The organism is Nocardia elegans NBRC 108235 (genome assembly GCF_001612845.1).
GTDB classification, from domain to species: Bacteria; Actinomycetota; Actinomycetes; order Mycobacteriales; family Mycobacteriaceae; genus Nocardia; species Nocardia nova.
The window spans coordinates 174,677-196,296 of record NZ_BDBF01000001.1 but is presented as its reverse complement, the minus strand read 5'-3'; the positions used below and the strand labels follow the sequence as shown (position 1 = coordinate 196,296).

The 21,620-nt window shown below is 67.6% G+C and carries 20 protein-coding genes and 1 tRNA gene; 6 read left to right on the top strand and 15 right to left on the bottom strand.

Translation table 11 applies throughout. From position 1 onward, the window contains the following. Positions 1–91 precede the first annotated feature (91 nt). Complete coding sequence (locus NE2_RS00860) at positions 92–619, top strand: DUF3145 domain-containing protein (protein ID WP_030518482.1); 528 nt, start codon at positions 92–94, stop codon at positions 617–619. Positions 620–698: 79 nt separating this feature from the next. On the opposite strand, the gene NE2_RS00855 is transcribed toward NE2_RS00860, so the two are convergent. From NE2_RS00855 to aceE, 6 genes are all read right to left on the bottom strand, one after another. Beyond that, complete coding sequence (locus NE2_RS00855; RefSeq protein ID WP_063022937.1) at positions 699–2,144, bottom strand: acyl-CoA carboxylase subunit beta; 1,446 nt, start codon at positions 2,142–2,144, stop codon at positions 699–701. Positions 2,145–2,295: 151 nt separating this feature from the next. After that, positions 2,296–3,546 carry a KasA/KasB family beta-ketoacyl-ACP synthase gene (locus NE2_RS00850; protein WP_063022935.1) on the bottom strand — a complete coding sequence of 417 codons (1,251 nt, stop codon included), beginning with the start codon at positions 3,544–3,546 and terminating at the stop codon, positions 2,296–2,298. Between the two features lie 10 nt (positions 3,547–3,556). Further along, positions 3,557–3,910: a meromycolate extension acyl carrier protein AcpM gene (gene acpM, locus NE2_RS00845; protein WP_063022933.1), complete on the bottom strand. Its 354-nt coding sequence runs from the start codon at positions 3,908–3,910 to the stop codon at positions 3,557–3,559. Positions 3,911–3,986: 76 nt separating this feature from the next. Then, complete coding sequence (locus NE2_RS00840) at positions 3,987–4,901, bottom strand: ACP S-malonyltransferase (RefSeq protein ID WP_036499807.1); 915 nt, start codon at positions 4,899–4,901, stop codon at positions 3,987–3,989. 128 nt (positions 4,902–5,029) lie between these two features. Further along, a complete protein-coding gene (locus NE2_RS00835; protein ID WP_106958455.1) occupies positions 5,030–6,295 on the bottom strand; it encodes a PucR family transcriptional regulator in 1,266 nt (421 codons plus the stop codon). A gap of 141 nt (positions 6,296–6,436) precedes the next feature. Continuing rightward, positions 6,437–9,361, bottom strand: coding sequence for a pyruvate dehydrogenase (acetyl-transferring), homodimeric type (gene aceE, locus NE2_RS00830; RefSeq protein WP_063022929.1), 2,925 nt, complete (start codon positions 9,359–9,361; stop codon positions 6,437–6,439). 237 nt (positions 9,362–9,598) lie between these two features. On the opposite strand from aceE, the gene NE2_RS00825 reads away from it, so the two are divergent. From NE2_RS00825 to NE2_RS00805, 5 genes are all read left to right on the top strand, one after another. Next, positions 9,599–10,156, top strand: a complete 558-nt coding sequence (locus NE2_RS00825) for an Rv2240c family protein (protein WP_030518489.1) — start codon at positions 9,599–9,601, stop codon at positions 10,154–10,156. A 177-nt stretch (positions 10,157–10,333) separates the two neighbouring features. After that, complete coding sequence (locus tag NE2_RS00820; RefSeq protein WP_030518770.1) at positions 10,334–10,756, top strand: DUF3052 domain-containing protein; 423 nt, start codon at positions 10,334–10,336, stop codon at positions 10,754–10,756. Between the two features lie 79 nt (positions 10,757–10,835). After that, a complete protein-coding gene (locus tag NE2_RS00815; protein ID WP_062999484.1) occupies positions 10,836–11,300 on the top strand; it encodes a peroxiredoxin in 465 nt (154 codons plus the stop codon). A gap of 74 nt (positions 11,301–11,374) precedes the next feature. Further along, positions 11,375–11,446, top strand: a tRNA-Val gene (locus NE2_RS00810). A 118-nt stretch (positions 11,447–11,564) separates the two neighbouring features. Further along, positions 11,565–12,074, top strand: coding sequence for a Zn-ribbon domain-containing OB-fold protein (locus tag NE2_RS00805; RefSeq protein ID WP_307616872.1), 510 nt, complete (start codon positions 11,565–11,567; stop codon positions 12,072–12,074). A 32-nt stretch (positions 12,075–12,106) separates the two neighbouring features. Here the strand turns inward: NE2_RS00805 and NE2_RS00800 are convergent, their stop codons facing one another. The 9 genes from NE2_RS00800 to NE2_RS00760 form a co-directional block, all read right to left on the bottom strand. Then, entirely contained in the window at positions 12,107–12,865 is a 759-nt protein-coding gene (locus NE2_RS00800) for a glucose 1-dehydrogenase (RefSeq protein ID WP_063022927.1), read from the bottom strand. Between the two features lie 69 nt (positions 12,866–12,934). Then, the gene (locus NE2_RS00795) at positions 12,935–13,771 is read right to left on the bottom strand and encodes a helix-turn-helix transcriptional regulator (RefSeq protein ID WP_063023307.1); all 837 of its coding nucleotides are present in this window, start codon (positions 13,769–13,771) and stop codon (positions 12,935–12,937) included. 114 nt (positions 13,772–13,885) lie between these two features. After that, positions 13,886–14,374, bottom strand: coding sequence for a PaaI family thioesterase (locus NE2_RS00790; protein ID WP_063022925.1), 489 nt, complete (start codon positions 14,372–14,374; stop codon positions 13,886–13,888). 172 nt (positions 14,375–14,546) lie between these two features. Next, positions 14,547–15,875, bottom strand: a complete 1,329-nt coding sequence (locus tag NE2_RS00785) for a dihydrolipoamide acetyltransferase family protein (protein ID WP_174553893.1) — start codon at positions 15,873–15,875, stop codon at positions 14,547–14,549. Between the two features lie 12 nt (positions 15,876–15,887). Beyond that, positions 15,888–16,871, bottom strand: coding sequence for an alpha-ketoacid dehydrogenase subunit beta (locus NE2_RS00780; RefSeq protein WP_197040003.1), 984 nt, complete (start codon positions 16,869–16,871; stop codon positions 15,888–15,890). A 19-nt stretch (positions 16,872–16,890) separates the two neighbouring features. Then, entirely contained in the window at positions 16,891–17,907 is a 1,017-nt protein-coding gene (gene pdhA / locus NE2_RS00775; RefSeq protein WP_233429600.1) for a pyruvate dehydrogenase (acetyl-transferring) E1 component subunit alpha, read from the bottom strand. A gap of 170 nt (positions 17,908–18,077) precedes the next feature. Continuing rightward, a complete protein-coding gene (lpdA, locus tag NE2_RS00770; protein WP_063022921.1) occupies positions 18,078–19,532 on the bottom strand; it encodes a dihydrolipoyl dehydrogenase in 1,455 nt (484 codons plus the stop codon). Between the two features lie 174 nt (positions 19,533–19,706). Continuing rightward, positions 19,707–20,906, bottom strand: coding sequence for a PucR family transcriptional regulator (locus NE2_RS00765; RefSeq protein ID WP_063023305.1), 1,200 nt, complete (start codon positions 20,904–20,906; stop codon positions 19,707–19,709). 133 nt (positions 20,907–21,039) lie between these two features. Further along, positions 21,040–21,555 (bottom strand): MarR family winged helix-turn-helix transcriptional regulator, encoded by a 516-nt coding sequence (locus NE2_RS00760; RefSeq protein ID WP_063022920.1) that lies wholly within the window; start codon positions 21,553–21,555, stop codon positions 21,040–21,042. Positions 21,556–21,620 lie beyond the last annotated feature (65 nt).

The window sequence follows — 21,620 nt, the reverse complement described above, 5'->3', positions numbered from 1 at the left end:
GTAACATCGGGCACTCCAGTAAACTCGGGCAACGCCTGCGCTCGACGGGATGTTGGGGAAGACGTCCGACGTCGAGGCTGGAGGTGTACAGGTGCGCGCATCTGATCAGTTCGCGGATGTGACGTGTGGTGTGGTGTACATCCACGCGTCACCGGCCGCGCTGTGCCCGCACATCGAATGGACGCTTTCCTCCACTCTGAAATCACCTGCGTCCCTGCGCTGGACCGCCCAGCCGGCCGCCGCGGGACAACTGCGCGCAACCACCGACTGGGTCGGCCCCGTCGGTACCGCGGGACGAATTGCCAAGGCGTTGCGGGATTGGCCCGTACTGCGCTTCGAGGTCACCGAGGACCCCTCCGAGGGGGTCGACGGCGAACGCTACAGTTTCGTACCCGGCCTAGGATTGTGGACCGGCGCGATGAGCGCCAACGGCGACGTCATGGTCGGCGAGATGCGGCTGCGCGAAATCGTCCGCGCCGCCCGGGCCCGCGGCCGCCACGGCGATATCTCCGCCGACATCGATCGCGCCCTGGGCACCGCCTGGGACGACGAACTCGAACCCTTCCGCACCGGCGGCGAGGGCGCCGAGGTCACCTGGCTCCGCCGCGACGTCGGCTGAGTTCCCGCATCGGGCCGGAAAGACATTACGGGTGGCCTCCGCAAGGGAGACCACCCGTAATGTGTTGGCGCCTAACGCTTTACAGCGGAATGTTCTTGTTGTGGCTGGGCTGGGCCGGGGCCGAGGCCAGCGCGGCGGCGATGGTGGAGCGGGTCTTGGCGGGGTCGATGACCTCGTCCACGACGCCGATGGACAGGGCCCGTCCGACACCGCCGGCGATGGTCTCGTGTTCGGCGGTGAGGCGCTCGATCAGGGCCTCACGCTCTTCTTCGGGGACCTTCGCGATGGCCTTCTTGTGCAGGATGCCGACCGCGGCCTTGGCGCCCATCACGGCGACCTCGGACTCCGGCCAGGCGTACACGGCGGTGGCGCCCAGCGAGCGGGCGTTCATCGCGATGTAGGCGCCGCCGTAGATCTTCCGGGTCACCAGCGTGACGCGCGGGACGCGGGCCTCGGCGAAGGCGTGCAGCAGCTTCGCGCCGCGACGCACCACGCCCTCCCATTCCATGCCGACACCGGGCAGGTAGCCGGGCACGTCGGTGATGACGACCAGCGGGATGCCGAAGGAGTTGCACAGTCGCACGAAACGTGCTGCCTTCTCGGCGGATTCGCTGGTGAGGCAGCCGCCCATGCGCAGCGGGTTGTTGGCGAGCACGCCGACCGTGCGCCCACCGAGGCGGCCCAGGCCGGTGACGATGCTGCGGGCGTAACCGCCCTGCATCTCCTCGAAGGAGGATTCGTCGTTGCCGTCCGGCGAGGGGATCTTGTCGAGCAACTCGCGCACGACCGGCTTGACGTCGTAGGCGCGCTTGGCCGACTCCGGCAGCATCGCCTTCAGGTCCACATCACCGTGGGCGGCGGCGTACAGGTCGAATTCGCCCTGTTCGGCGAACATCGAGACCAGGCGGCGGCCGCGGTGCATCGCGTCGTTCTCGTCGTCGGCGACGATATGGCACACACCGGACTTCTTGCCGTGGGTCTCGGGCCCACCGAGGGTGGCCATGTCGACGTTCTCGCCGGTGACCGATTTGACGACGTCCGGTCCGGTGACGAAGACGCGGCCCTCGGGCGCCATGATCACGACGTCGGTCAGGGCGGGGCCGTACGCGGCGCCGCCGGCGGCGAAGCCGACCACGACCGAAATCTGGGGGACCAGGCCCGAGGCGCGCACCATGGCCTCGAAGACGGTGCCGACCGCGTGCAGTGCCTCGACACCCTCGGCCAGGCGGGCGCCGCCCGAATGCCAGATGCCGACGACGGGGATCCGGGAATCGATGGCGGTATCGATCGCGTCCACGATGTGCTTGCACCCGTCGACACCCATGGCGCCGCCCATCACGGTGGCGTCGGAGCAGTACGCGACGGTGCGTACGCCGTCGACCTCGCCGATGGCGGCCAGCACGCCGGACTTGTCGCGGGGGTGGAGCGGAAGAACGGTTCCGGGATCGAAGAAGCGCTGCAACCGACCCAGCGGATCACGGGGATCGGTCGTGGCATCCGCCTGCGCGGGGGCCATGATGGTCATCGCGGTCTCTCCTCGATGGAATGTGGAGTCGCTGACGCGGCTGCGAAAAATGAAAATCCCGGTGGGGCTTTTCGACGAGGGGATCTGCCTTGGCCGAAAAGCCCCACCGGGTTCGCCGAAGTTGTCGACAGTACGTTGTCGACGAGTCGGATCAGTACCGTCCGAAGGCGAGCGCCACGTTGTGGCCGCCGAAACCGAACGAGTTGTTGATCGCGTACTCGATGTCCTGGCGACGGGCCTCACCGTGCACGACATCCAGGTCGATCTCCGGGTCCTGGTTCTCCAGGTTCAGCGTGGGCGGAACGATGCCGTCGCGAATGCTGAGCACTGTGAGCACCGACTCGAGGGCACCCACGGCGCCGATCGAGTGGCCCAGGGCGGACTTGGGCGCGTAGACCGAGGCGTGCTTGCCTACGGCCTTGTAGATCGCGTTCGCTTCCGCGGTGTCCCCGATCGGGGTGGCGGTCGCGTGCGCATTGATGTGCGTGATGTCGGACTTCGACAGTCCGGCGGTCTGCATGGCGCGCTCCATGGCGCGCGCCGCACCGGCACCCGTGGGATCCGGGGCGACCAGGTGGAAGCCGTCGGAAGTGATGCCGGCACCCAGCAGGCGAGCGTGGATGGTGGCCCCGCGCGCCTTGGCGTGCTCTTCGGTCTCGACGACCATCAGTGCACCGGCCTCGCCGAAGACGAAGCCGTCACGATCCTTGTCGAACGGCCGCGACGCGCCCTTGGGGTCGTCGTTGCGGGTGCTCATCGCGCGCATCATGGAGAACGCGGCGATCGGCACGTCGGAGATGTAGCCCTCGACACCGCCGGTGACGACCATGTCGGCGTCGCCCATGACGATCATCCGCCACGCGTTGGCGATGCCCTCGGATCCCGACGAACATGCCGAGACCGGGGTGACCACTCCCGCCTTGGCCCCCAGTTCGAGGCCCACGACAGCGGACGGCCCGTTCGGCATGACCATCTGAACGGCCAGCGGCGAGATCTTGCGGTAGCCGCCGTTCTTCAGCTTGTCCACCGAGTCGATGAGCGCGTCGCCGCCGCCGAGACCGGTGCCGATCGACACGGCCAGGCGCTCGGGGTCGACCTCGGGGCTGCCGGCGTTCTTCCACACCTCGCGCCCCAGCACCATCGCCAGCCGCTCGACATAGGCCATGCGGCGGATCTCGACCCGGCTGAGCAGGGTGTCCGGCGAAACCTTCAGGTGGCCGCCGATGCGAACCGGGAGGTCGTATTCCTCGATGAAGGAATCCTCGAGAACGTCGATGCCGCTCTCGCCGTTGAGGAGTCCCTTCCACGTCGCATCGACGTCACCCGCGATCGACGTGGTCGCCGCCATGCTGGTGACGACGACGTTCGGGAAGTTCCCGTTCAAAGTGGAAGGAGTGGTCACGGTGTCGGCCTTACTGGGCGTCGAACTTGGCCTTGAGCTCAGCGGCCGCGTCGGAGTTCTCGGCCTCGAGCTTCTGGATGTAGGAGACGGCGTCACCCACGGTCTTGAGGCTGGCGAGATCCTCGTCGGGGATCTTCACGCCGTACTTGTCCTCGGTCTGCACGGCGATCTCGACCATCGACAGCGAGTCGATGTCCAGGTCATCGACGAAAGACTTCTCGATCGTCACCTCGGAGGGCTCGATGCCGGTCACCTCTTCGATGATCTTGCCGAGCTCTTCGACGATCTGTTCCTGGGTCAGAGCGGCCACTTGGTGGCTCCCTTCTTGTTCCTTCGTTGGTCCGATATGAATCGGAGGTCCCATTATTTCTTCGGTACGAGCTGGACAAACGTTTCGTCCTGCTCGCTCACGGTCGCGTCACTGCGAGCCGCGAGGAAAGCTAGCCGGTTGCCGAGAGCTCGACAAACGCGGGGATGTTCTCGGGGGTCTTCAGCGCCAGATTCGGGGTGCCCTTGAGCTCCCGCTTGGCGATGCCGACCAGGGTTCCGGCCGGCGGCAACTCGGCCACCGCGGAAACCCCTGCCGCGCGAACGGTTTCGGTGCACAGATCCCACCGGACGGGCCGGGTCACCTGTGCCGCCAGCTTCTCGATGGCGTCGGAGCCCGAGTCGACCGGCTTGCCGTCGTAGTTCGACAGCAGGGTACGGGTCGGCTCACCGGGGACCATCTGGGAGATGGCTTCGGCCACGGCGTCCTGGGCGGGTGCCATGAACGCGGTGTGGAAGGCCCCGGCGACGGGCAGCGCGCGAATCCGTGCCTTTTCCGGCGGGTTCGCGGCCAGTTCCGCCAACGCATCCAGCCGGCCTGCCGCCACGATCTGACCGACCGCGTTGCGGTTGGCCGGGACCAGGTCGAGTTCGGCGAGCCGGTCGAGCACGGCGGCTTCGTCGCCGCCGAGCACGGCGGACATGCCGGTCGGAACCAGCGCACACGCCTTGGCCATCTCCGCACCGCGAATGGCGGCCAGTTTCACCGCGTCATCGGGGGAGACGACACCGGCGACGGCTGCGGCGGCGAGCTCGCCGACCGAATGTCCGGCGACGATGGTATCCGCCGGAACCGCTTCGTGCGGAATCTCGGCGAAAGCCAGCAGCGCGGCCGCGACGACCAGCGGCTGGGTCACCGCGGTATCGGTGATCTCCTCCGCGGTGGCGGTGGTGCCGAGGCGGAGCAGATCCAGGCCGGAGGCCTTGGACCACAGTTCGAGGCGGTCACGCGCGCCGGGAAGATCGAGCCATGGCGCGAGCATGCCGGGTGTCTGAGAGCCCTGTCCAGGGGCGAACAACGCGATCACGCCTCTAACAAAACACTGTGAGGAGGCTCCGTGGAGATGTCGGCGCCGATGATGTTTGAGGGGCGCTTTTGTGTGGACCCCACAAAACGCCACGTGGGTCGGGGCCATCGACAGCGCCCCGATGTCCGTTACAGGCGATCTTCGTAGAAAGTTGCCTGCGAGTCTTCTGGGGCAGGTGTCGACGATTCGTTACGCATTCGTGTCAAACGACCTACTGTTGCCGCGATTCGGAGCACATAGGCGTCACGAGGATTCATCGGATCCCGGCCGGTGACCTCGGCGATGCGCTTGAGCCGATAGCGGACCGTATTTGGATGAACGAACAGCTGCCGGGCGCAAGTCTCGACCGCTCCACCGCAATCGAGGTAGGCGTCGAGAGTGTCCGACAAGGCCGACCCGGCGGCGGCCAACGGTAGCACAAGATACTCGTTGAGAGCGTCGACCGCAGCCCGATCGCCCAGCAGGGCTCGCTCGGGCAGAAGTTCGGAGGCGTGCACCGGCCGCGGCGCCGCCCGCCAGCCCACCACGGCCTCCATTCCGGCCATCGCCTCCACCGCGCTGACGTGCGCCGCCGACAGTGTGCGCATGGTCGGGCCGATCACCACCGGCCCCTCGGAGAACGCCTCGGCGAGTAGATCCATCAGGAACGGCGAGGGGTAGCCGGTATCGCCGAGATTGCCGCTGACCACCATCACCAGCCGGGAACCCTGTACCACCGCGAGCGCGGCGCGGCCGTGCCGGGCGGCGACGACGTGCACCGAACTCGCCACGGCCACTTGATCTTTCGGTGGTGTGCCGACCAGCACCGTCGCGGCGGCGGTGGCATCCCAGTTCAATGTGGCCGCGCGCGAGAGCATTTCGGCGCCGGTGTCACCACGCACCACGGCGTCGACCACCAGCGCCTCCAGGCGGGTGTCCCAGGCACCGCGGGATTCGGCCGCGGAGGCGTAGACCGACGCCGCGGCGAAACCGAGTTCGCGGCCGTAGCGCAGCACCGCCTCGGTGAGCGCCACCAGCTGGCGGTCGTTGCGGGCCAGCGCCGGCAGCCACTGCTCGAAGAACTCCATCGCAACCCGGACCATGTCGACGGTCTGCCGCAAGGTCAGCCGGCGGGCGAGGTCCTGCGGAATCACTTGGAACGCGTCGAGGCTGAAGCGGATATCGCTTTCCGGATCCTGCAACCACTCCAGGAAATTGACCACCGCGGTCTGCACCAGCATCTGCACGCCCGCGCGCTGGGCGGCATCCAGATCGCCGAAGAACGGTAGCCGGTCCTCCATCGAGGCGATCGCCTCGGTGGACAGCCGCCCGGAGAACTGCTTCACCCGTTTCAGCAGGGTGTCCGGCAGCGGATCGCGGGTTTGCCGATTGGGGGACAGTGCCCCGGTCGGCAGATAGACCTCGTGCTCGGACGACCCCTCGGAAACCCGGCGAGGCCGCGGCGGTTTACGTTCCACTGTTCAATATTCCGTCATCGAGCTGTCGGTCTCCGCAACCCCCCGGTAGGGGCGCGATTCGCGCCCCTACCGGAACGGTCACGCGAGCTGTTCTTCGCTGCTCATCGATTTCGGCGCGGCGTCGACGTCGTCGACGCGGTAGCGGGCAGCGGCCTGCGCGACCACCGACGGATCGACCCCGCCGGTGCGTCCCAGGGCCTCCAGCGCCGCCAGGGCGATGGATTGGGCGTCGACGTTGAACACCCGCCGCGCCGCCTGCCGGGTGTCGGAGAACCCGAATCCGTCGGTGCCCAGCGTGGTGTAGTCACCGGGGACCCATTTGCGGATCTGGTCCGGCACCGCGCGCATCCAGTCCGAGGCCGCCACGAACGGCCCCTGCGCCTGCGACAGCACCCGCGTGACGTACGGCGCGTCGGTTCCGGCATCCGGATGCCGCAGCGTGTGGATCTCCTTGGCCAGCGCCTCCCGGCGCAGCTCGCTCCACGACGTCACCGACCACACGTCCGCCTGCACACCCCAGTCCTCGGCCAGCAGTTCCTGCGCGCGCAGGCCGTCGGGCAGCGTCACACCCGCGACCAGGATCTGGGCGCGCACGTCACCCTCGCCGCCCCGGCGGTACAGGTAGATGCCCTTCAGCAGCCCCTCGATGTCGAGGTCGTCCGGCTCGGCCGGCTGCTGATACGGCTCGTTGTACAGGGTGATGTAGTAGAAAACGTTTTCGCCACCGAACGTATCGTTCTGCATCACCGGATGGGTGCCGGGCACCTCCGAGGCGAGGGTGCCGCCCGGACCGAGCTGCGGCCGCCCGCCCCCGTACATGCGGCGCAGGCCGTCGCGCACGATATGGGCGATCTCGAAGGCGAACGCCGGATCGTAGGAGACCACCGCCGGGTTGGTGGAGGCCAGCAACAGCGAATGGCCGTCGTTGTGCTGCAATCCCTCACCGGTCAGCGTGGTGCGCCCGGCGGTCGCGCCGAGGACGAAGCCGCGAGCCAGCTGATCGGTCGCCGCCCACAGGCCGTCGCCGGTGCGCTGGAACCCGAACATCGAATAGAAGATGTAGAGCGGGATCATCGGCTCGCCGTGGGTGGCGTACGACGTACCGGCAGCGGTGAACGATGCGGTCGAGCCGGCCTCGTTGATGCCCTCGTGCAGAATCTGGCCCACTTGACTTTCCTTGTAGGCCAGCATCAATTCCGCGTCGACCGAGGTGTACAACTGCCCGTTGCGGTTGTAGATCTTCAACGAGGGGAACCACGAGTCCATACCGAAGGTGCGGGCCTCGTCCGGGATGATCGGCACGATGCGCTTGCCGATCTCCTTGTCGCGCAACAGTTCCTTCATCAGCCGCACGAACGCCATGGTGGTCGCCACGTTCTGCTTGCCCGAGCCCTTGCGCACCGAGGCGTAGGGCGCGTCGCCGGGCAGCTGCAAAGGCTTTGCCGTCGAGCGACGTTCGGGCACGAAGCCGCCCAGCGCACGCCGCCGGTCCAGCATGTAGCCGATCTCGTGCGAATCCATGCCCGGGTGGTAGTACGGGGGCAGATACGGATCGGCCTCGAGCTGGGCGTCGGTGATCGGAATGCGCTGCACGTCGCGGAACGCCTTCAGATCGTCGAGCGTCATCTTCTTCATCTGGTGCGTCGCGTTGCGCGCCTCGAAGTGCTTGCCCAGGCCGTAACCCTTGATGGTCTTGGCCAGGATCACCGTCGGCTTGCCCTGATGCGCCAGCGCCGCGGCGTAGGCCGCGTAGATCTTGCGGTAGTCGTGGCCACCGCGCTTGAGGTTCCAGACCTGCTGATCGGTCAGATCCTTGACCAGATCCTTGGTGCGCGGATCGCGGCCGAAGAAGTGCTCGCGCACGTAGGCGCCGTCGTTGGCCTTGTAGGTCTGGTAATCGCCGTCCGGGGTCGAGTTCATCAGGTTGACCAAGGCGCCGTCGCGGTCGGCGCCCAGCAGCGCGTCCCACTCCCGGCCCCAGATCACCTTGATGACGTTCCAGCCGGCGCCGCGGAAGAACGACTCCAGCTCCTGGATGATCTTGCCGTTACCGCGGACCGGGCCGTCGAGGCGCTGCAGGTTGCAGTTGACGACGAAGGTCAGATTGTCCAGACCCTCCAGCGCCGCCACATGGGCCAGGCCGCGCGATTCCGCCTCGTCCATCTCGCCGTCGCCGAGGAAGGCCCACACGTGCTGATCGGAGGTGTCCTTGATCCCGCGATCGTGCAGGTAGTGGTTGAAGCGCGCCTGGTAGATGGCGTTCATCGGGCCCAAGCCCATGGAGACCGTGGGGAACTCCCAGAAATCGGGCATCAGGCGCGGGTGTGGATACGACGACAGTCCGTGACCCGGACCGCCGTGGCTGTATTCCTGGCGGAACCCGTCGAGCTGATCCTCGGTCAGCCGGCCCTCGAGGAAGGCGCGGGCGTAGATGCCGGGGGAGGCGTGGCCCTGGATGAAGATCTGGTCGCCGCCGCCGGGATGGTTCTTGCCGCGGAAGAAGTGGTTGAAGCCGACCTCGTACAGCGCCGCGGACGACGCGTAGGTCGAAATATGGCCGCCCACACCGATTCCCGGCCGTTGCGCGCGATGCACCATGACCGCGGCGTTCCAGCGGATCCAGGCGCGGTAGCGGCGCTCGACCTCTTCGTCGCCGGGGAACCAGGGCTCGTTCTCGGTGGGGATGGTGTTGACGTAATCGGTGGAGGTCAACGACGGGATGGTGACGTGACGTTCACCGGCGCGCTCCAGCAGGCGCAGCATCAGATAGCGTGCGCGGCCGGGGCCCTCGCGCTCGAGCATCTCGTCGAAGGAGTCGAGCCACTCGCTCGTCTCCTCCGGGTCGATGTCCGGTAGATATGACGCCACCCCCTCGCGGATCACACGCACACGCGCACCGGCCGGGCGGGCGGGCGCCGACTGGTGGTCGGCGGAACCGTTGGCGCTCGTCGGCTCGGGGTCGGATGCAGAACTTGACGAAATCGGGTGCATCAGGTCGGTCAAAATCAATGCTCCTCGTACAGGGGGTGGACAAGCTGATGGCTCTAACCCCGGGCAGCACCGCTGGTGTGCGGGCCGTCCGTCGCTCACGGTTTGGGGCGCACCTCACATCCTTGTCGATGATGCGTCCCAGGTCATCATGTCAGCCGTAAATCCAGTACCGTTCGCTAGGCTGTGACGCTCGTTGCAGCGAACTCGCCACAGGACATTCTTTCGACTGCTCGAGAAGCGGGGAGGACGATGAAACTGCTGAACCCACGTGGGTTCGGACTGATGTGCGCGACCTTGGCGGTCGGCACCGGACTGGTGGTGGCAGGATGCTCTACCGCTGTCCACGGTACCGCGACCGTGAACCAGGCGGATGCGGCCGCGTTCCGGACCGAGATGGCAGCGTCCTCGGCCGCGGCCACCTCGTCGAAAAAGGCTGCCGCGCAGACGAAAGCCGTCGCCGACAACTGCACACCGTTCCGTGACACCACCGGTGCCGCGGTGACGAAGTACAACGACTTCGTCGACGCGCACGATGCGAACGCCCCCGACCAGGACGCCAAGCGCGATTCCGCCGCGCAGACCCTCGAGGACGCCGCGCGGACCGTGGAGGGGCGGGTCACCGCCGCCGGCGACGCGTTACCCCCGGATCTCGCGCAGAAGCTCACCGAATACGTGAACGCCGCCCGCGGCCTGGCCGGCGAATCCCGCAAGATGACCTACACCGCACCGGTCGGCACGCTCAACGATGCCAGTAAGCGAGTCAACGACGCGCTGAACGCGGTGCGGACCGCATGCCCGGCGCGATAGCCGGGAAACGGATGTCCCGGGGCCGCTCAGGGCGTTGCGAACCGCCTCTGCAGGCTTCGCCCCGGGGCATGCATCCGCGACATTTCGGAGGTTATTTGGGCGGATCGGCTTGCGTTGCGGCCGATAACCATGTTCGCTTGCAACTATCTGTTGTCGGGAGTTGAGGAGGACACCACCGTGGTCGCCGCGGCGGACGCGCAGAACTACGCTCAGAAGCTTGGCATTGCCCACGGCATGGCGGTTCAGGAGTTGGGCTGGGACGAGGACACCGCAGACGAGTTGAGGGCGTCTGTCGAGGACGCGATCGGCTCCGAGCTACTCGACGAGGACACCGACGAGGTGATCGACGTCGTACTGCTGTGGTGGCGCGACGGAGACGGGGACCTGGTCGACGAGCTGATGGATGCCATCGGTCCGCTCGCCGAGGACGGTGTCGTGTGGGTGCTCACCCCCAAGACCGGTCAGCCCGGCCATGTCGATCCCAGCGAGATCGCCGAATCCGCCCCCACCGCGGGGTTGACGTCGACCACACCGGTCAGCCTCGGCACCTGGACCGGCACCAAGCTGATGCAGCCCAAGACGCCCTCGAAGCAGCGCTGATCCACCGCGTGACTATTGTTTCGCACGGGCGGCCGCCGAGTACCGGAACAGCCCGCCGTCGAAGACAGGAGGACTGCGCATGCCGCTCGAAGTGGGAACGGCCGCACCGGATTTCACGCTGAAGGATCAGAACAACCAGGATGTGAGCCTCGCCGATTACCGGGGCCACAAGAATGTCCTGATCGTCTTCTATCCGCTGGCTTTCACCGGCATCTGCCAGGGTGAGCTGTGCAAGGTGCGCGACGAACTGCCGAAGTTCCAGAACGACAACGCCGAGATCCTCGCCATCTCCGTCGGACCCCCGCCCACCCACAAGATCTGGGCGGCCGAGCAGGGCTACACCTTCCCGCTGCTGTCGGATTTCTGGCCGCACGGCGCTGTCACCCAGGCCTACGGTGTCTTCAACGACAAAACCGGCTTCCCCAACCGCGGCACCTTCGTCGTGGACAAGGACGGAATCATCCGCTTCGCCGAGATGAACGGCCCCGGAGAGCCCCGTGACCAGGCGGCTTGGGAGAAAGCGCTCACTGCACTAGATTCATGAACCGCCGCGCACGGTTCCGGACAACCGGCCCCGCGCAGCACACCATCTTCACCGCCGCCCGGCCGGTGAAGTCCGGGCGTATAGCTCAGTGGTAGAGCACTGGTTTTACACACCAGCGGTCGGGGGTTCGAACCCCTCTGCGCCCACTCTGTTTATGCAGGTCAGAAGGCTTGCAATCTGCCCCGCGTCGAATCCGTGGGGCTCGCGGCTCGGCAAGTCGGTCTCCGAGAAATAGGTATACGGACGGGTAGTTCTACCGTCGCGATGGTGCTTGCCGGCGACGAACCTGGAGTGCGTTCTATCGGTCACGTTGCGGAGGATTCGATGTCTGCACCCGAGCTTCAGCACAGGTCCCATGCCGGCACCACGGAAGAGATCTTGATGATCCGGCGATGCGCGAAGTGTGACAAGTTGTTCGCGCCACTCACGGCGGGGTGTTCCTCGTGTGCGTCGGATGACCTGGAACGGGTGCCGTCGTCGGGTGTGGGTTCGATCGTGTCGTGGCGGGTGGTGGACCGTGGCGGTGCGAGTGGTGCGCCGGCGCCGTCGACGGTCGCGATCGTCGAACTCGACGAGGGGCCGTGGGTCTATACCTCGCTGGAGGGGGAGGTGCCGCTGCTGTCGGATCGGCCGGTGCGTGTGCATTTCCAGCCGCGTCCGCGAGACGACAGATTTCCGGTCTTCGTGGTGTGCGCCGATCGCCGGCACCGGCGGTGCCGGCGCGAATCGGTGACTTCCGCCGCCTCCGACAGACGAGCCCATGCGCCCGGGTGAACAGCGTTTTGCGCAGTGCTATCGCCGGGGGATCAGGCCGCCGCGCTCGGAACCAGGCCCACCAGCCCTCCGTCGACGAGCAGATCCTGGCCGGTGATGTACGACGCCTCGGGCGAGGCCAGGAAGGCCACGGCGGCGGCGACGTCCTCGGCGGAGCCGATCCGGCCGGCGACGATTTCGCCGGCCACCGCGCTCTGCACGGCCTCGGGAAGCTCGGCCCGCAGCGCGGGGGTGTCGATATATCCCGGGCTCACCGAGTTGACCCGAATTCCCTTGGCGCCCAATTCGGCAGCGAACGTGCGTGCCAGATTGTGCGCCGCGGCCTTGGTCGCCGAATACAGCGAGCCGAACGGCATGCCGCGGTGCAGTGCCCACGAGGCGTTGATCACGACGGCCGCGTCGGGGGCCAGCAGCGGAATCGCCTTCTGCACGGTAAAAAACACCCCTTTGACGTTGACGCCGATCACCCGGTCGAAATCGGCCTCGGTCACCGCCTCGGTCGGCGGGAAGAATCCGATGCCCGCATTCACGAAGAGCACGTCCAACCGGCCGTACCTGTTCCGGACGGTCTCGAAGACGGCGTTGATGGCGGCGAGGTCGGTCGTGTCGCCGGCGATCGCGAGCGCCTCCGGCCCGAGTTCATCGGCGGTCGCGGCCAGCCGGGCCGGGTCGCGGCCGGTGACGATCACCCGCGCGCCCTCGTCGCGCAACCGCCGCGCGGTGGCCAGTCCCATACCGCTCGTCCCGCCCGTGACCAGTGCGATCTTGCCGTCGAATCTGTTGTGTGCCATGGGAAGAAGCCTGCCGAGGACCGGCCTCGACAACCAGTGCGAGATCAACGTGGGATAACCACCACCAGGCTATGCGGGTGCGGCCGCCCGATCCCGCGTCAGCAGGCTCAGCCGCTGCTCGGTCTCGGTGCCCGGCCGGGGGTTGTACAGCACGAGGTGCCAATCGGGATGGTCCGCGACGATCAACGTGGTGGTGTCGAAGAACAGCTCGCCCGCCGCCGGATGGCGCAGCGCGTGCACCGCCTGCGTCGGGGCGCCCACCTCGTGCCGCGCCCACAGTTCGGCGAATTCCGCACTGATCGCGGAGAGTTCGGTGATCACCCTGTCGAATTCGGGATCGTTCAGGGCCGCATCCGCGCGATAGGCGGCGACGACCGCCGGTGCGGCAGCGGCCCAGTGCAGGTGCATCTCCCGGTAGCTCGCGTTGGTGAAAAACGAGACGAGACAGTTGTAGTCGTCGCAGTCGTAGCCGAAGGCCATCCGTGCCCCGTCGTTGACGGCCAGGATGTTCCAGTACCGGTCACGCAGCACCGCGGGCCGCGGTGACCACACCATGAGCAGATGCCGCAGTTCCGCGGTGACCTGTGCATCCCGATCCCGCACGGCCCGGGGCGGATTCATCCCCGCCAGCCGATACACGTGGGCCCGCTCCCACTCGGTCAATCGCAGTGCGCTCGCGATCGCGTCCAGCACTTCGGTCGACACCTTGATATCGCGCCCCTGCTCGAGCCACGTGTACCAGGACACGCCGACCCCCGCGAGCTGTGCGACCTCTTCGCGCCGCAGGCCCGGCGTGCGACGTCGTCCGGTCGCCACCAGCCCGACCTCGGCCGGATCGAGCCGTTCGCGGCGACTGCGGAGGAATTCGCGCAGCTGTTCTCTACGCCGCGCCGAGTCACTGGTCATGAAAAACAGTAGCAATGCGCGCCGATTCGGCCTCGCCATCGCGCCGATCACCGGGTTGCCGAGGATGTGTTCGCACGCCTAGGCCCGAACAGGAGAATCCGGCGAGCGGTGGAATCACGCATCTCCGCGACCGGCGGCGGAAACCGCGGGCGTACCTCCCGCGCTGCGCAGGTCGATGTTTCGCATCGTGACCAACGCTGTCGCACAGAGTGTTTCGGCACCCTGGTCGACCCCGTAGACCTCGGCCGCCGCGACGGTGAGCGCCTTGCCGGGCTTCACGACCCGCCCACGGGCCACCAGATACTCACCTCGCGCCGGAGACAGAAGTTTGACGGTGTAGTCGACCGTCATGTTCACCCAGCCGGCCGGCAGGAGCGTTCCCGCCGCGGAACCACCGGCGAAGTCTGCCAGCGACCCGATCACGCCGCCCTGAAAGTTGCCGTTGTGCTCGGTCAACTCCGTGCGATACGGCTGCACGATCTCCACCTCGCCCCGCTCGATTCGGCGGAACGAGAACCCCAGATGTCGCGCCGCGGGCATGCCGAGGACGACGGCCTCTACGATCTGCGCGAACTCCGGATTTTCCGCCTGCTGCCCGCTCATCGCCCGGCTCCTCTCGGGGTGCTCGACGCTCCACCGCCGAATCCGGGAAGCCGAGGTGCACCACAACTGGACTGATTGCCATTTAATCTGAACTTGACGTCAACTTCAAGTTGTGGCTCAACGGCGATTCGGCGTGGGTGAGCCTCCGTCGCCTGCCCACGCCGCACCGGCCTCACGTCACGATGCGCAGTGGGTGTTCGATCAGCTCTTTCAGTTGGGCGAGGAATTGGGCGGCGACGGCTCCGTCGATGGCGCGGTGGTCGGCGGACATGGTGACGCGCAGGATCTTTCGGCTCACGACTTCGTCGCCGTCGAGGCGGAGTTCGTCGGTGGCGGCGCCGATGGCGAGGATGGCGGCTTCGGGCGGGTTGATGACGGCGGTGAAGTGTTCGATGCCGTACATGCCGAGGTTGGAGATGGTGAAGGTGCCGCCGGTCATTTCCTCGGTGCGGAGTTTCCGGTCGCGTGCGCGTTCGGCTTTGTCGCGGGTTTCGGCGGCGATGGCCGAGACGGGTTTGCGGTCGGCGTCGCGGATCACGGGGACGAGCAGGCCGGCGGGGGTGGCGACGGCGACGCCGAGGTGGATGCCGTGGTGGCGGCGCAGGGTGTCGCCGGCAAAGGAGACGTTGACGGCGGGGTTGGCGCGTAGTGCGGTGGCCACGGCTTTGACCAGCAGATCGTTGACGCTGACCTTGCCGGCCCCGGTGTCGGCGAGTGACTCGTTGATCCGGGCGCGGAAGGCCAGGAGTTCGGTGACGTCGATGGCGCTGGTCAGATAGATGTGTGGCGCCTGCTGTTTGCTCTCGGTGAGGCGGGTGGCGGAGACGCGCTGGATGGTAGTCAGGGGGATCTCGTCGTAGTCGCCCGTTGCCGGGGTGACACTGGTGCCCGGTTCCGTGCGTTCCGGTGCGGCGGTCGCTTGCGCAGTGGTGGAAGCTTTTGCCGCGTGAGCGTTTTCGACGTCGATTCGGGTGATGCGTGCGCCGGGGCCGGTCCCCGTGACGGTCGTGATGTCGACACCGAGTTCCTGCGCGATCTTGCGCGCCAGGGGCGAGGATTTACGGCGGACGGCGTCGGAGGCGGAGGACGCAACAGACCCTGCCGGCGCCGCGTCGGCAGGGGCCGGGCCCGGCTGTGGCGCGGTCTGCCGTCGTTCCGATGCGATGTCGGCCGGCTCCGGCTGCTGCTCGATGCTCTGCCGTGCCGATGCGGGCTGGGTCTGCGAAACAGGCGCCGATGACGGTGCGGGTGCGGCGGCGGTCCCGCTGCCGTCGCCGAGGATGGCGATGGGTTCGCCGATCGGAACACGCGTTCCGGGGGCGGCGATGATGTTTTCGAGGATGCCGTCGTCGTAGGCCTCGAGTTCCATCAGTGCTTTGTCGGTTTCGATTTCGGCGAGCACTTCGCCGCGGGTGACGGTGTCACCGACCTGTTTGAGCCAGTTGGCGACGACGCCGTCTTCCATCGTGTCGGAGAGGCGGGGCATGGTGATTTCGGACAACGGTCTTTCCTCTCAGCGTCGCTTGCCCACGGCCGCAAGGGTTTCGACGGCGGCGGTGTAGAGCGACTCGACGGACGGCAGGGCCAGCTTCTCCAGCGGCTTGGCGTAGGGGAGCGGCACTTCGGCCATGGCGACGCGGCGCACGGGAGCGTCGAGATAGTCGAAGGCGCCGTCGGAGATCGATGCCGCGATTTCGGCGCCGATGCCGTAGGTGAGCCAGTCGTCCTCACCGATGACCGCGCAGCCGGTCTTGCGGACCGAGCGGACGAGGGTGTCGCGGTCGAGCGGGCGCAGGCTGCGCAGGTCGATCACCTCGGCGGAGATGCCCTCGGCGGCGAGCTCGTCCGCGACCTGGGTGCAGACGGTGGCCATGCGGGAGTAGCCGATGAGGGTGATGTCGGTGCCTTCGCGGGTGACGGCGGCCTTGCCGATCTGGGCGGGCGGAAGGTCCTGCGGTACTTCGCCTTTGGTGTTGTAGAGCGACAGGTTCTCGAGGAACAGCACCGGGTCGTCGTCGTCGATCGCGGCTTTGAGCAGGGCGCGGGCGTCGGCCGGGGTACTGGGTGCCACGACCTTGAGGCCGGGGACGAACGCGTAGTAGAGCTCGATATTCTGGGAGTGGGTCGCGCCGAGTTGTTGTCCGCCACCGCCGGGGGTGCGGATGACCATCGGCACGCTGGTCTGCCCGCCGAACATGCCGTAGATCTTGGCGGCGTGGTTGACGATCTGGTCGAGGGCGAGCAGGGAGAAGTTGATCGTCATGATCTCGACGATCGGGCGCAGGCCGAGCATGGCGGCGCCGATGGCCGCGCCGACGAATCCTTCCTCGGCGATCGGGGTGTCGCGAACGCGCTGCTCCCCGAATTCGTTCAGTAGTCCGGCGGTGATCTTGTAGGAGCCTTCGAAGACGCCGATCTCCTCACCGATCAGGAAGATGTCGTCGTCGCGGCGCATTTCCTCGCGCAGGGTTTCGCGCAGCGCTTCGCGGTAGGTCATGACAGGCACGGGGCGGTCCTCAGGCGGTGAAGAGCGGGTCGGCGGGCAGGCGGCGGGAATCGCCGGGCACCGGGGTGGCGTAGGTGTAGTCGAACAGGCTGGACGGCTGCGGGTGCGGGCTGGTGTCGGCGAACTCGACGGCGGCGGCGACCTCGGCGAGTACCTCCGCATCCAGCGCGGCGGCCGAATCATCGTTCAGCGCACCGGCTTTCAGTAGCGCGGTCTTCCAGATCTCGATGGGGTCGTGGGATCGTGCGGCCGTCACGGTTTCCTCGGTGCGGTATTTCGCGGGGTCGACCACCGAGTGGCCTTTCAGCCGGTGGCTGACCGCCTCCAGCAGTGCCGGCCGGCCGTCGCGGCGTGCGGTGTCGATGAGATCCCTGGCGGTGTCGCGGACGGCGAGGACGTCGGTGCCGTCGACGCGTTCACCGCGCATGCGATAGGCGGCGGCGCGTTTCCACAGATCGGGTTCGGCGGAGGACTTCTCGACGGTGGTGCCCATGCCGGTCCGGTTGTTGACCACCAGGAAGACGATCGGCAGATTCCACAGTGCGGCGAGGTTGAGCGATTCGTGGAAGGCGCCGATATTCGTTGTGCCCTCACCCATTTGGCAGACGACGACATCGTCGCCGCCGCGGTAGTCGATCGCCAGTGCGGCGCCGACGGCGAGGGGTACCTGGCCGCCGACGATGGCGTAGCCGCCGAGCAGCCGAGTCTCGGTGTCGTACATGTGCATCGATCCGCCCCACCCTTTGGAGGTACCGGTGGAGCGGCCGTACAGTTCGGCCATGACCCGGCCGGGCGCGATGCCCTTGGCGAGGGCGTAGCCGTGTTCGCGGTAGTTGGTGAACAGGTAGTCGGTGGGGCGCATCGCCGCGCCGAGGCCGACCACGGTGGCCTCCTCACCGAGGTTGAGGTGACAGTAGCCGCCGATCCTGGCCTGCTGATAGCTCTGGGCGGTGCGCTCCTCGAACCGGCGCACGAACAGCATGTCGCGATACAGCTTTCGCAGCGTATCGGGATGCTCGGCCGCCACACGGGACTCGAATGATGCTATCTGCGTGGCGGTTCGGTCGGCCGGCAGAGAATCGCTCGCTGCGGTCCGGGCTTGCTCCGTCGCGGTCGACACGGCCGGTCGCTTCGGTGCGCGTCGGGTCGACGTGCGGGTGGCCTGCTGCGGGGTCGTGGTAGTCACGGTGGTGCTCCTCAACGTGAACGCGGCGCGGTGTGGATCGGCAGTCCGAGCCCGGTCAGGGCTGTCTCCATACCGATCTCGCCGAGGGTGGGGTGGGCGTGGATGGTGTCGGCGAGTTCGTCGAGTGTCGCTTCGAGCGAGATCGCCAGTGCGCCTTCGGCGATCAGGTCGCCGGCGGAGGTCCCGATGATGTGCACGCCGAGTACTTCCCGATGGCGTGCCCCGGCCACGATCTTGCAGAAGCCCTCGGTCTCGCCGAGCGTCTTGGCTCGCCCGAGTGCGGCGAACGGGAATTTCGCGGTGATCACCTCGTGGCCGCCGGCGCGCGCCGCGTCCTCGGTCAGGCCGACGCTCGCGATCTCCGGATGGGTGAACGTCGCCGCGGGGATCACGGTGTAGTCGATGCGGGCGTCGTGTCCGGCGATCACGTCGGCGGCGGTGAGGCCCTGATGGGACGCCACGTGCGCCAGCAAGGCTTTGCCGGTGACATCGCCGATGGCGTAGACATGCTCGGCGGTGGTCCGCAGCCGGTCGTCGACGGGGATGAATCCCCGTGCGTCGGTGTCGATTCCGGCGTACTTCAGGTCGAGATCGGCGGTGTTGGGACGACGGCCCACACCGACGAGCACGACGTCGGCCTGGATCTTCCGAGGCGTCGCGCCGTCGACGTCGACCGTCAGCGCATCGCCACTCCGCTCGATGCCGGTGACGGTGCAATCGGTCAGCACGCTGACGCCGCGTTTGGTGAACGCGCGGCCCAGCGCGGCGCCGATCTCCTTGTCCTCCAACGGGACCAGGCGATCCTGCATCTCCACGATGGTCACGTCGGCGCCGAAGGTGGCGAACAGCCCCGCCCATTCGGCGCCGACAGCGCTGCCGCCGATGACGACGAGCCGCTCGGGCACCTCGGTCAATCCGAACGCGCCGTCGGAGGTGATCACGCCCGGCAGATCGGCGCCCGGAACGGGCAGCAGCGCGGGCACGGACCCGGTAGCGACGATCACGTCGGTGGCCGTGACCGTGCGGCTCGCGGTGCCGGCCGGGGCGGCGCCGTAGCGGGGCCCGTCGGCGAAGATCGGCGAGGGACCGGGCTCGAGTATCTCCACGGTGGTCGGTCCAGTGAAGCGGGCATGTCCCTCGATCACGGTGACGCCGTTGGCCTTCAGTAGCCCCGCCACGCCGCCGGTCAGCTCCGCGACGATGCCGTCCTTGCGCCGGCGGACGGCGGCGAAGTCGAAGCGAACGTTGTCGGCGTGAACTCCGAAATCGGCTGCTGTGCTGAGTGTTTCGAATACTTCCGCCGAGCGCAGCATGGCCTTGGTGGGTATGCACCCCCAGTTCAGGCACACCCCGCCGGGGCGTTCCTTTTCCACCACGGCGACGTGCAGGCCGCGCTGGGCGGCGCGGATCGCCGCGACATACCCGCCCGGCCCGCCGCCGATGATCAAGAGATCGAATTCCGGCACTTGTGGTGCTCCTCGTCCTGAATCGGTTGACCCGAATCCGGTTGCGGTGTGGGTCATCAGGTGTGGAGTCTTATCCGTGCGTGGACGCCGGACAATTCCCGGCAAGCCCAGGAATTGCGGCTCGGGATTGGGCTCTGCGCCCAATTCCGCTCGCGGCTGTTCGGCGCCGAGGGCTCAGCCGGCCGGGCGTTCGAGCAGTTCGCGGGCGGTGAGCGCGAGGGAGAGTTCGAGTTGGTGGCGGGGGCCCTCCAGCGGCCGCCCGAGCAGCGTCGCGGCGCGCTGAAGCCGGTTGATGACCGTGTTGCGGTGGCAGTGCAACAGCGGTGCGGCGTGGGCGGCCGAGCAGTTCTCGGCCAGCCAGACCGTCAGCGTGCGCAGCAGGATGTCGCGCTCCTTCGCGGGCAACGCCAGGATCGGGCCCAGTGATCGCTGCACCAATCGCTGCGCCAGATCGGGCGCGCGCACCAGCAGGGCTTCCGGGTAGTTATCGTCCAGCCGGGTGAGGGTGGCGTCGTGACCTCGCGGCGCGGTATCCAGTGCGAGCGTGGCGAGTGCGTGGGCGACGTCGATCTCGGCCAATCCCTCGACCGCCGGAGAAAGCCCCGCGCGTCCGAGAACCAGCGGTTCCAGCACCTCCGCCACCTGCTGCGGGGAATGCTGTTCCAGCGCGACGATGCCGACCGTGTGATCGCCGCGATCGTGGCGGACCGAGCGAATTCCCATGGCCGCCAACGCGCTTTCGGTCCCCGGCCGCAGCGGCTGCGGTTCACCGCGGGCCACGACCACCAGGTAGTCGCCGCCGGCGGGGATGTCGAGTTCGCGCGCCGCGTGCGCGGCGAAGACGGCATCGCGGCCGCGCCCGGAGAGGACGTCTTCGATCAGAGCGTGGCGGCGGCGCTCGTCGCGCCGAACACGATCGAGTTCGGCGCCGCGATAGGAGGTCACCAGCGCCGAGGACATCCCGTCGACCACCGCCCACATGGCAGTCCCGATTTCGCGGAAATCGGCAGGTGACATCGCTCCGGCGCGATCCATCAGGGCTTCCCACACGATGCGCCCGCCCAGGCGGAAGGTGCGCTGCATGGCCTCCAGCGGAACGCCCTGCGCGGCGCGCTGGCGGCCGATCGCGGCGGCCACATCGTCCTGTTCGGCGCCGGCCCCTTTCGCCGCGAGCAGTTCCAGCACCCGTGTCAGGAACCGGCGGCATCCGTCGCGCAGATCCGCTCGGCTCACCGCCGAATAGTCCGTCCACTCCGGATCGTCGGTGAACACGGCCGCCATGAGCCGGGCGGTGAGCTGGTCGATGTCGCTCCCGCACGCCCTCGCCAGCTCCGCGGAGTCGGGCAGGGGTTCCGGGGTTGCTACGGGCGCCACGTCGGTCACAGTACGGCCAGCGTGGGCGCGCAAACGCAACCGGCCGGTCGTGCGATGGCCTCGACCTGCGCGCTGTTATCGGTCGGCTGCCGGACGACCTACGCGACGCGGTGCTGTGACCGGGCCGGAACGCCTATCGGTTCGGCCTGTCGGATTCGGACGTGATCGCCGCGCTGTGGTCGCGGAGGGCGCCGACTATGGCGGTCAGGACGCGATGGGTGGCTTGCAGGTCCGCGTCCGGCAGGCCGGCGAGTGCGGTCCGGGTGCGCATGCCGATCGGGGTGAAGAATCCCGCGGCCACGCTCATGCCGTGATCGCTGTAGTGCAGCAGCACCCGGCGTTTGTCGGCGTCGTCGGGTTCGCGTTCGATGTGGCCCGACTCGATCATGCGCTCGATCAGGTAGGTGATCGCGCCGGGAGAGACGCCCAGCAGCGTTCCGAGCCTTCCGGCGGTGAGGGGCGTTCCTTCCGCGTCGGCGGTGGCGATATGCATGAGCGCGCGGAAGTCGTTGGGGCGCAATTCGTTCGAATGTGCGAAGAGATGCGAGATCCGATCCGAGACGGCGGTGAGCGCGCGGATGTCGCGGGCGATCGCCGTCTCGAGTTCGTCGCGATCGGGGGGTGACGCATCGATCGAACTCTCGGTCACCTCTGTCTCCCTTCTCGTTCCTGCGCGCAGTGCACACAGCGTATCGGCTCGGAGGCCGACCCTTT

Bases quoted from the DNA above. Each gene is read 5' to 3' on its own strand.
- NE2_RS00805 (WP_307616872.1), top strand. From the start codon at position 11,565: ATGGTGCTTGCCGGCGACGAACCTGGAGTGCGTTCTATCGGTCACGTT.
- acpM (WP_063022933.1), bottom strand. From the start codon at position 3,910: ATGGGACCTCCGATTCATATCGGACCAACGAAGGAACAAGAAGGGAGC.
- NE2_RS00815 (WP_062999484.1), top strand. From the start codon at position 10,836: ATGCCGCTCGAAGTGGGAACGGCCGCACCGGATTTCACGCTGAAGGAT.
- NE2_RS00800 (WP_063022927.1), bottom strand. From the start codon at position 12,865: ATGGCACACAACAGATTCGACGGCAAGATCGCACTGGTCACGGGCGGG.
- NE2_RS00825 (WP_030518489.1), top strand. From the start codon at position 9,599: ATGAAACTGCTGAACCCACGTGGGTTCGGACTGATGTGCGCGACCTTG.
- NE2_RS00790 (WP_063022925.1), bottom strand. From the start codon at position 14,374: ATGAGCGGGCAGCAGGCGGAAAATCCGGAGTTCGCGCAGATCGTAGAG.
- NE2_RS00795 (WP_063023307.1), bottom strand. From the start codon at position 13,771: ATGACCAGTGACTCGGCGCGGCGTAGAGAACAGCTGCGCGAATTCCTC.
- NE2_RS00855 (WP_063022937.1), bottom strand. From the start codon at position 2,144: ATGACCATCATGGCCCCCGCGCAGGCGGATGCCACGACCGATCCCCGT.
- NE2_RS00780 (WP_197040003.1), bottom strand. From the start codon at position 16,871: ATGACCTACCGCGAAGCGCTGCGCGAAACCCTGCGCGAGGAAATGCGC.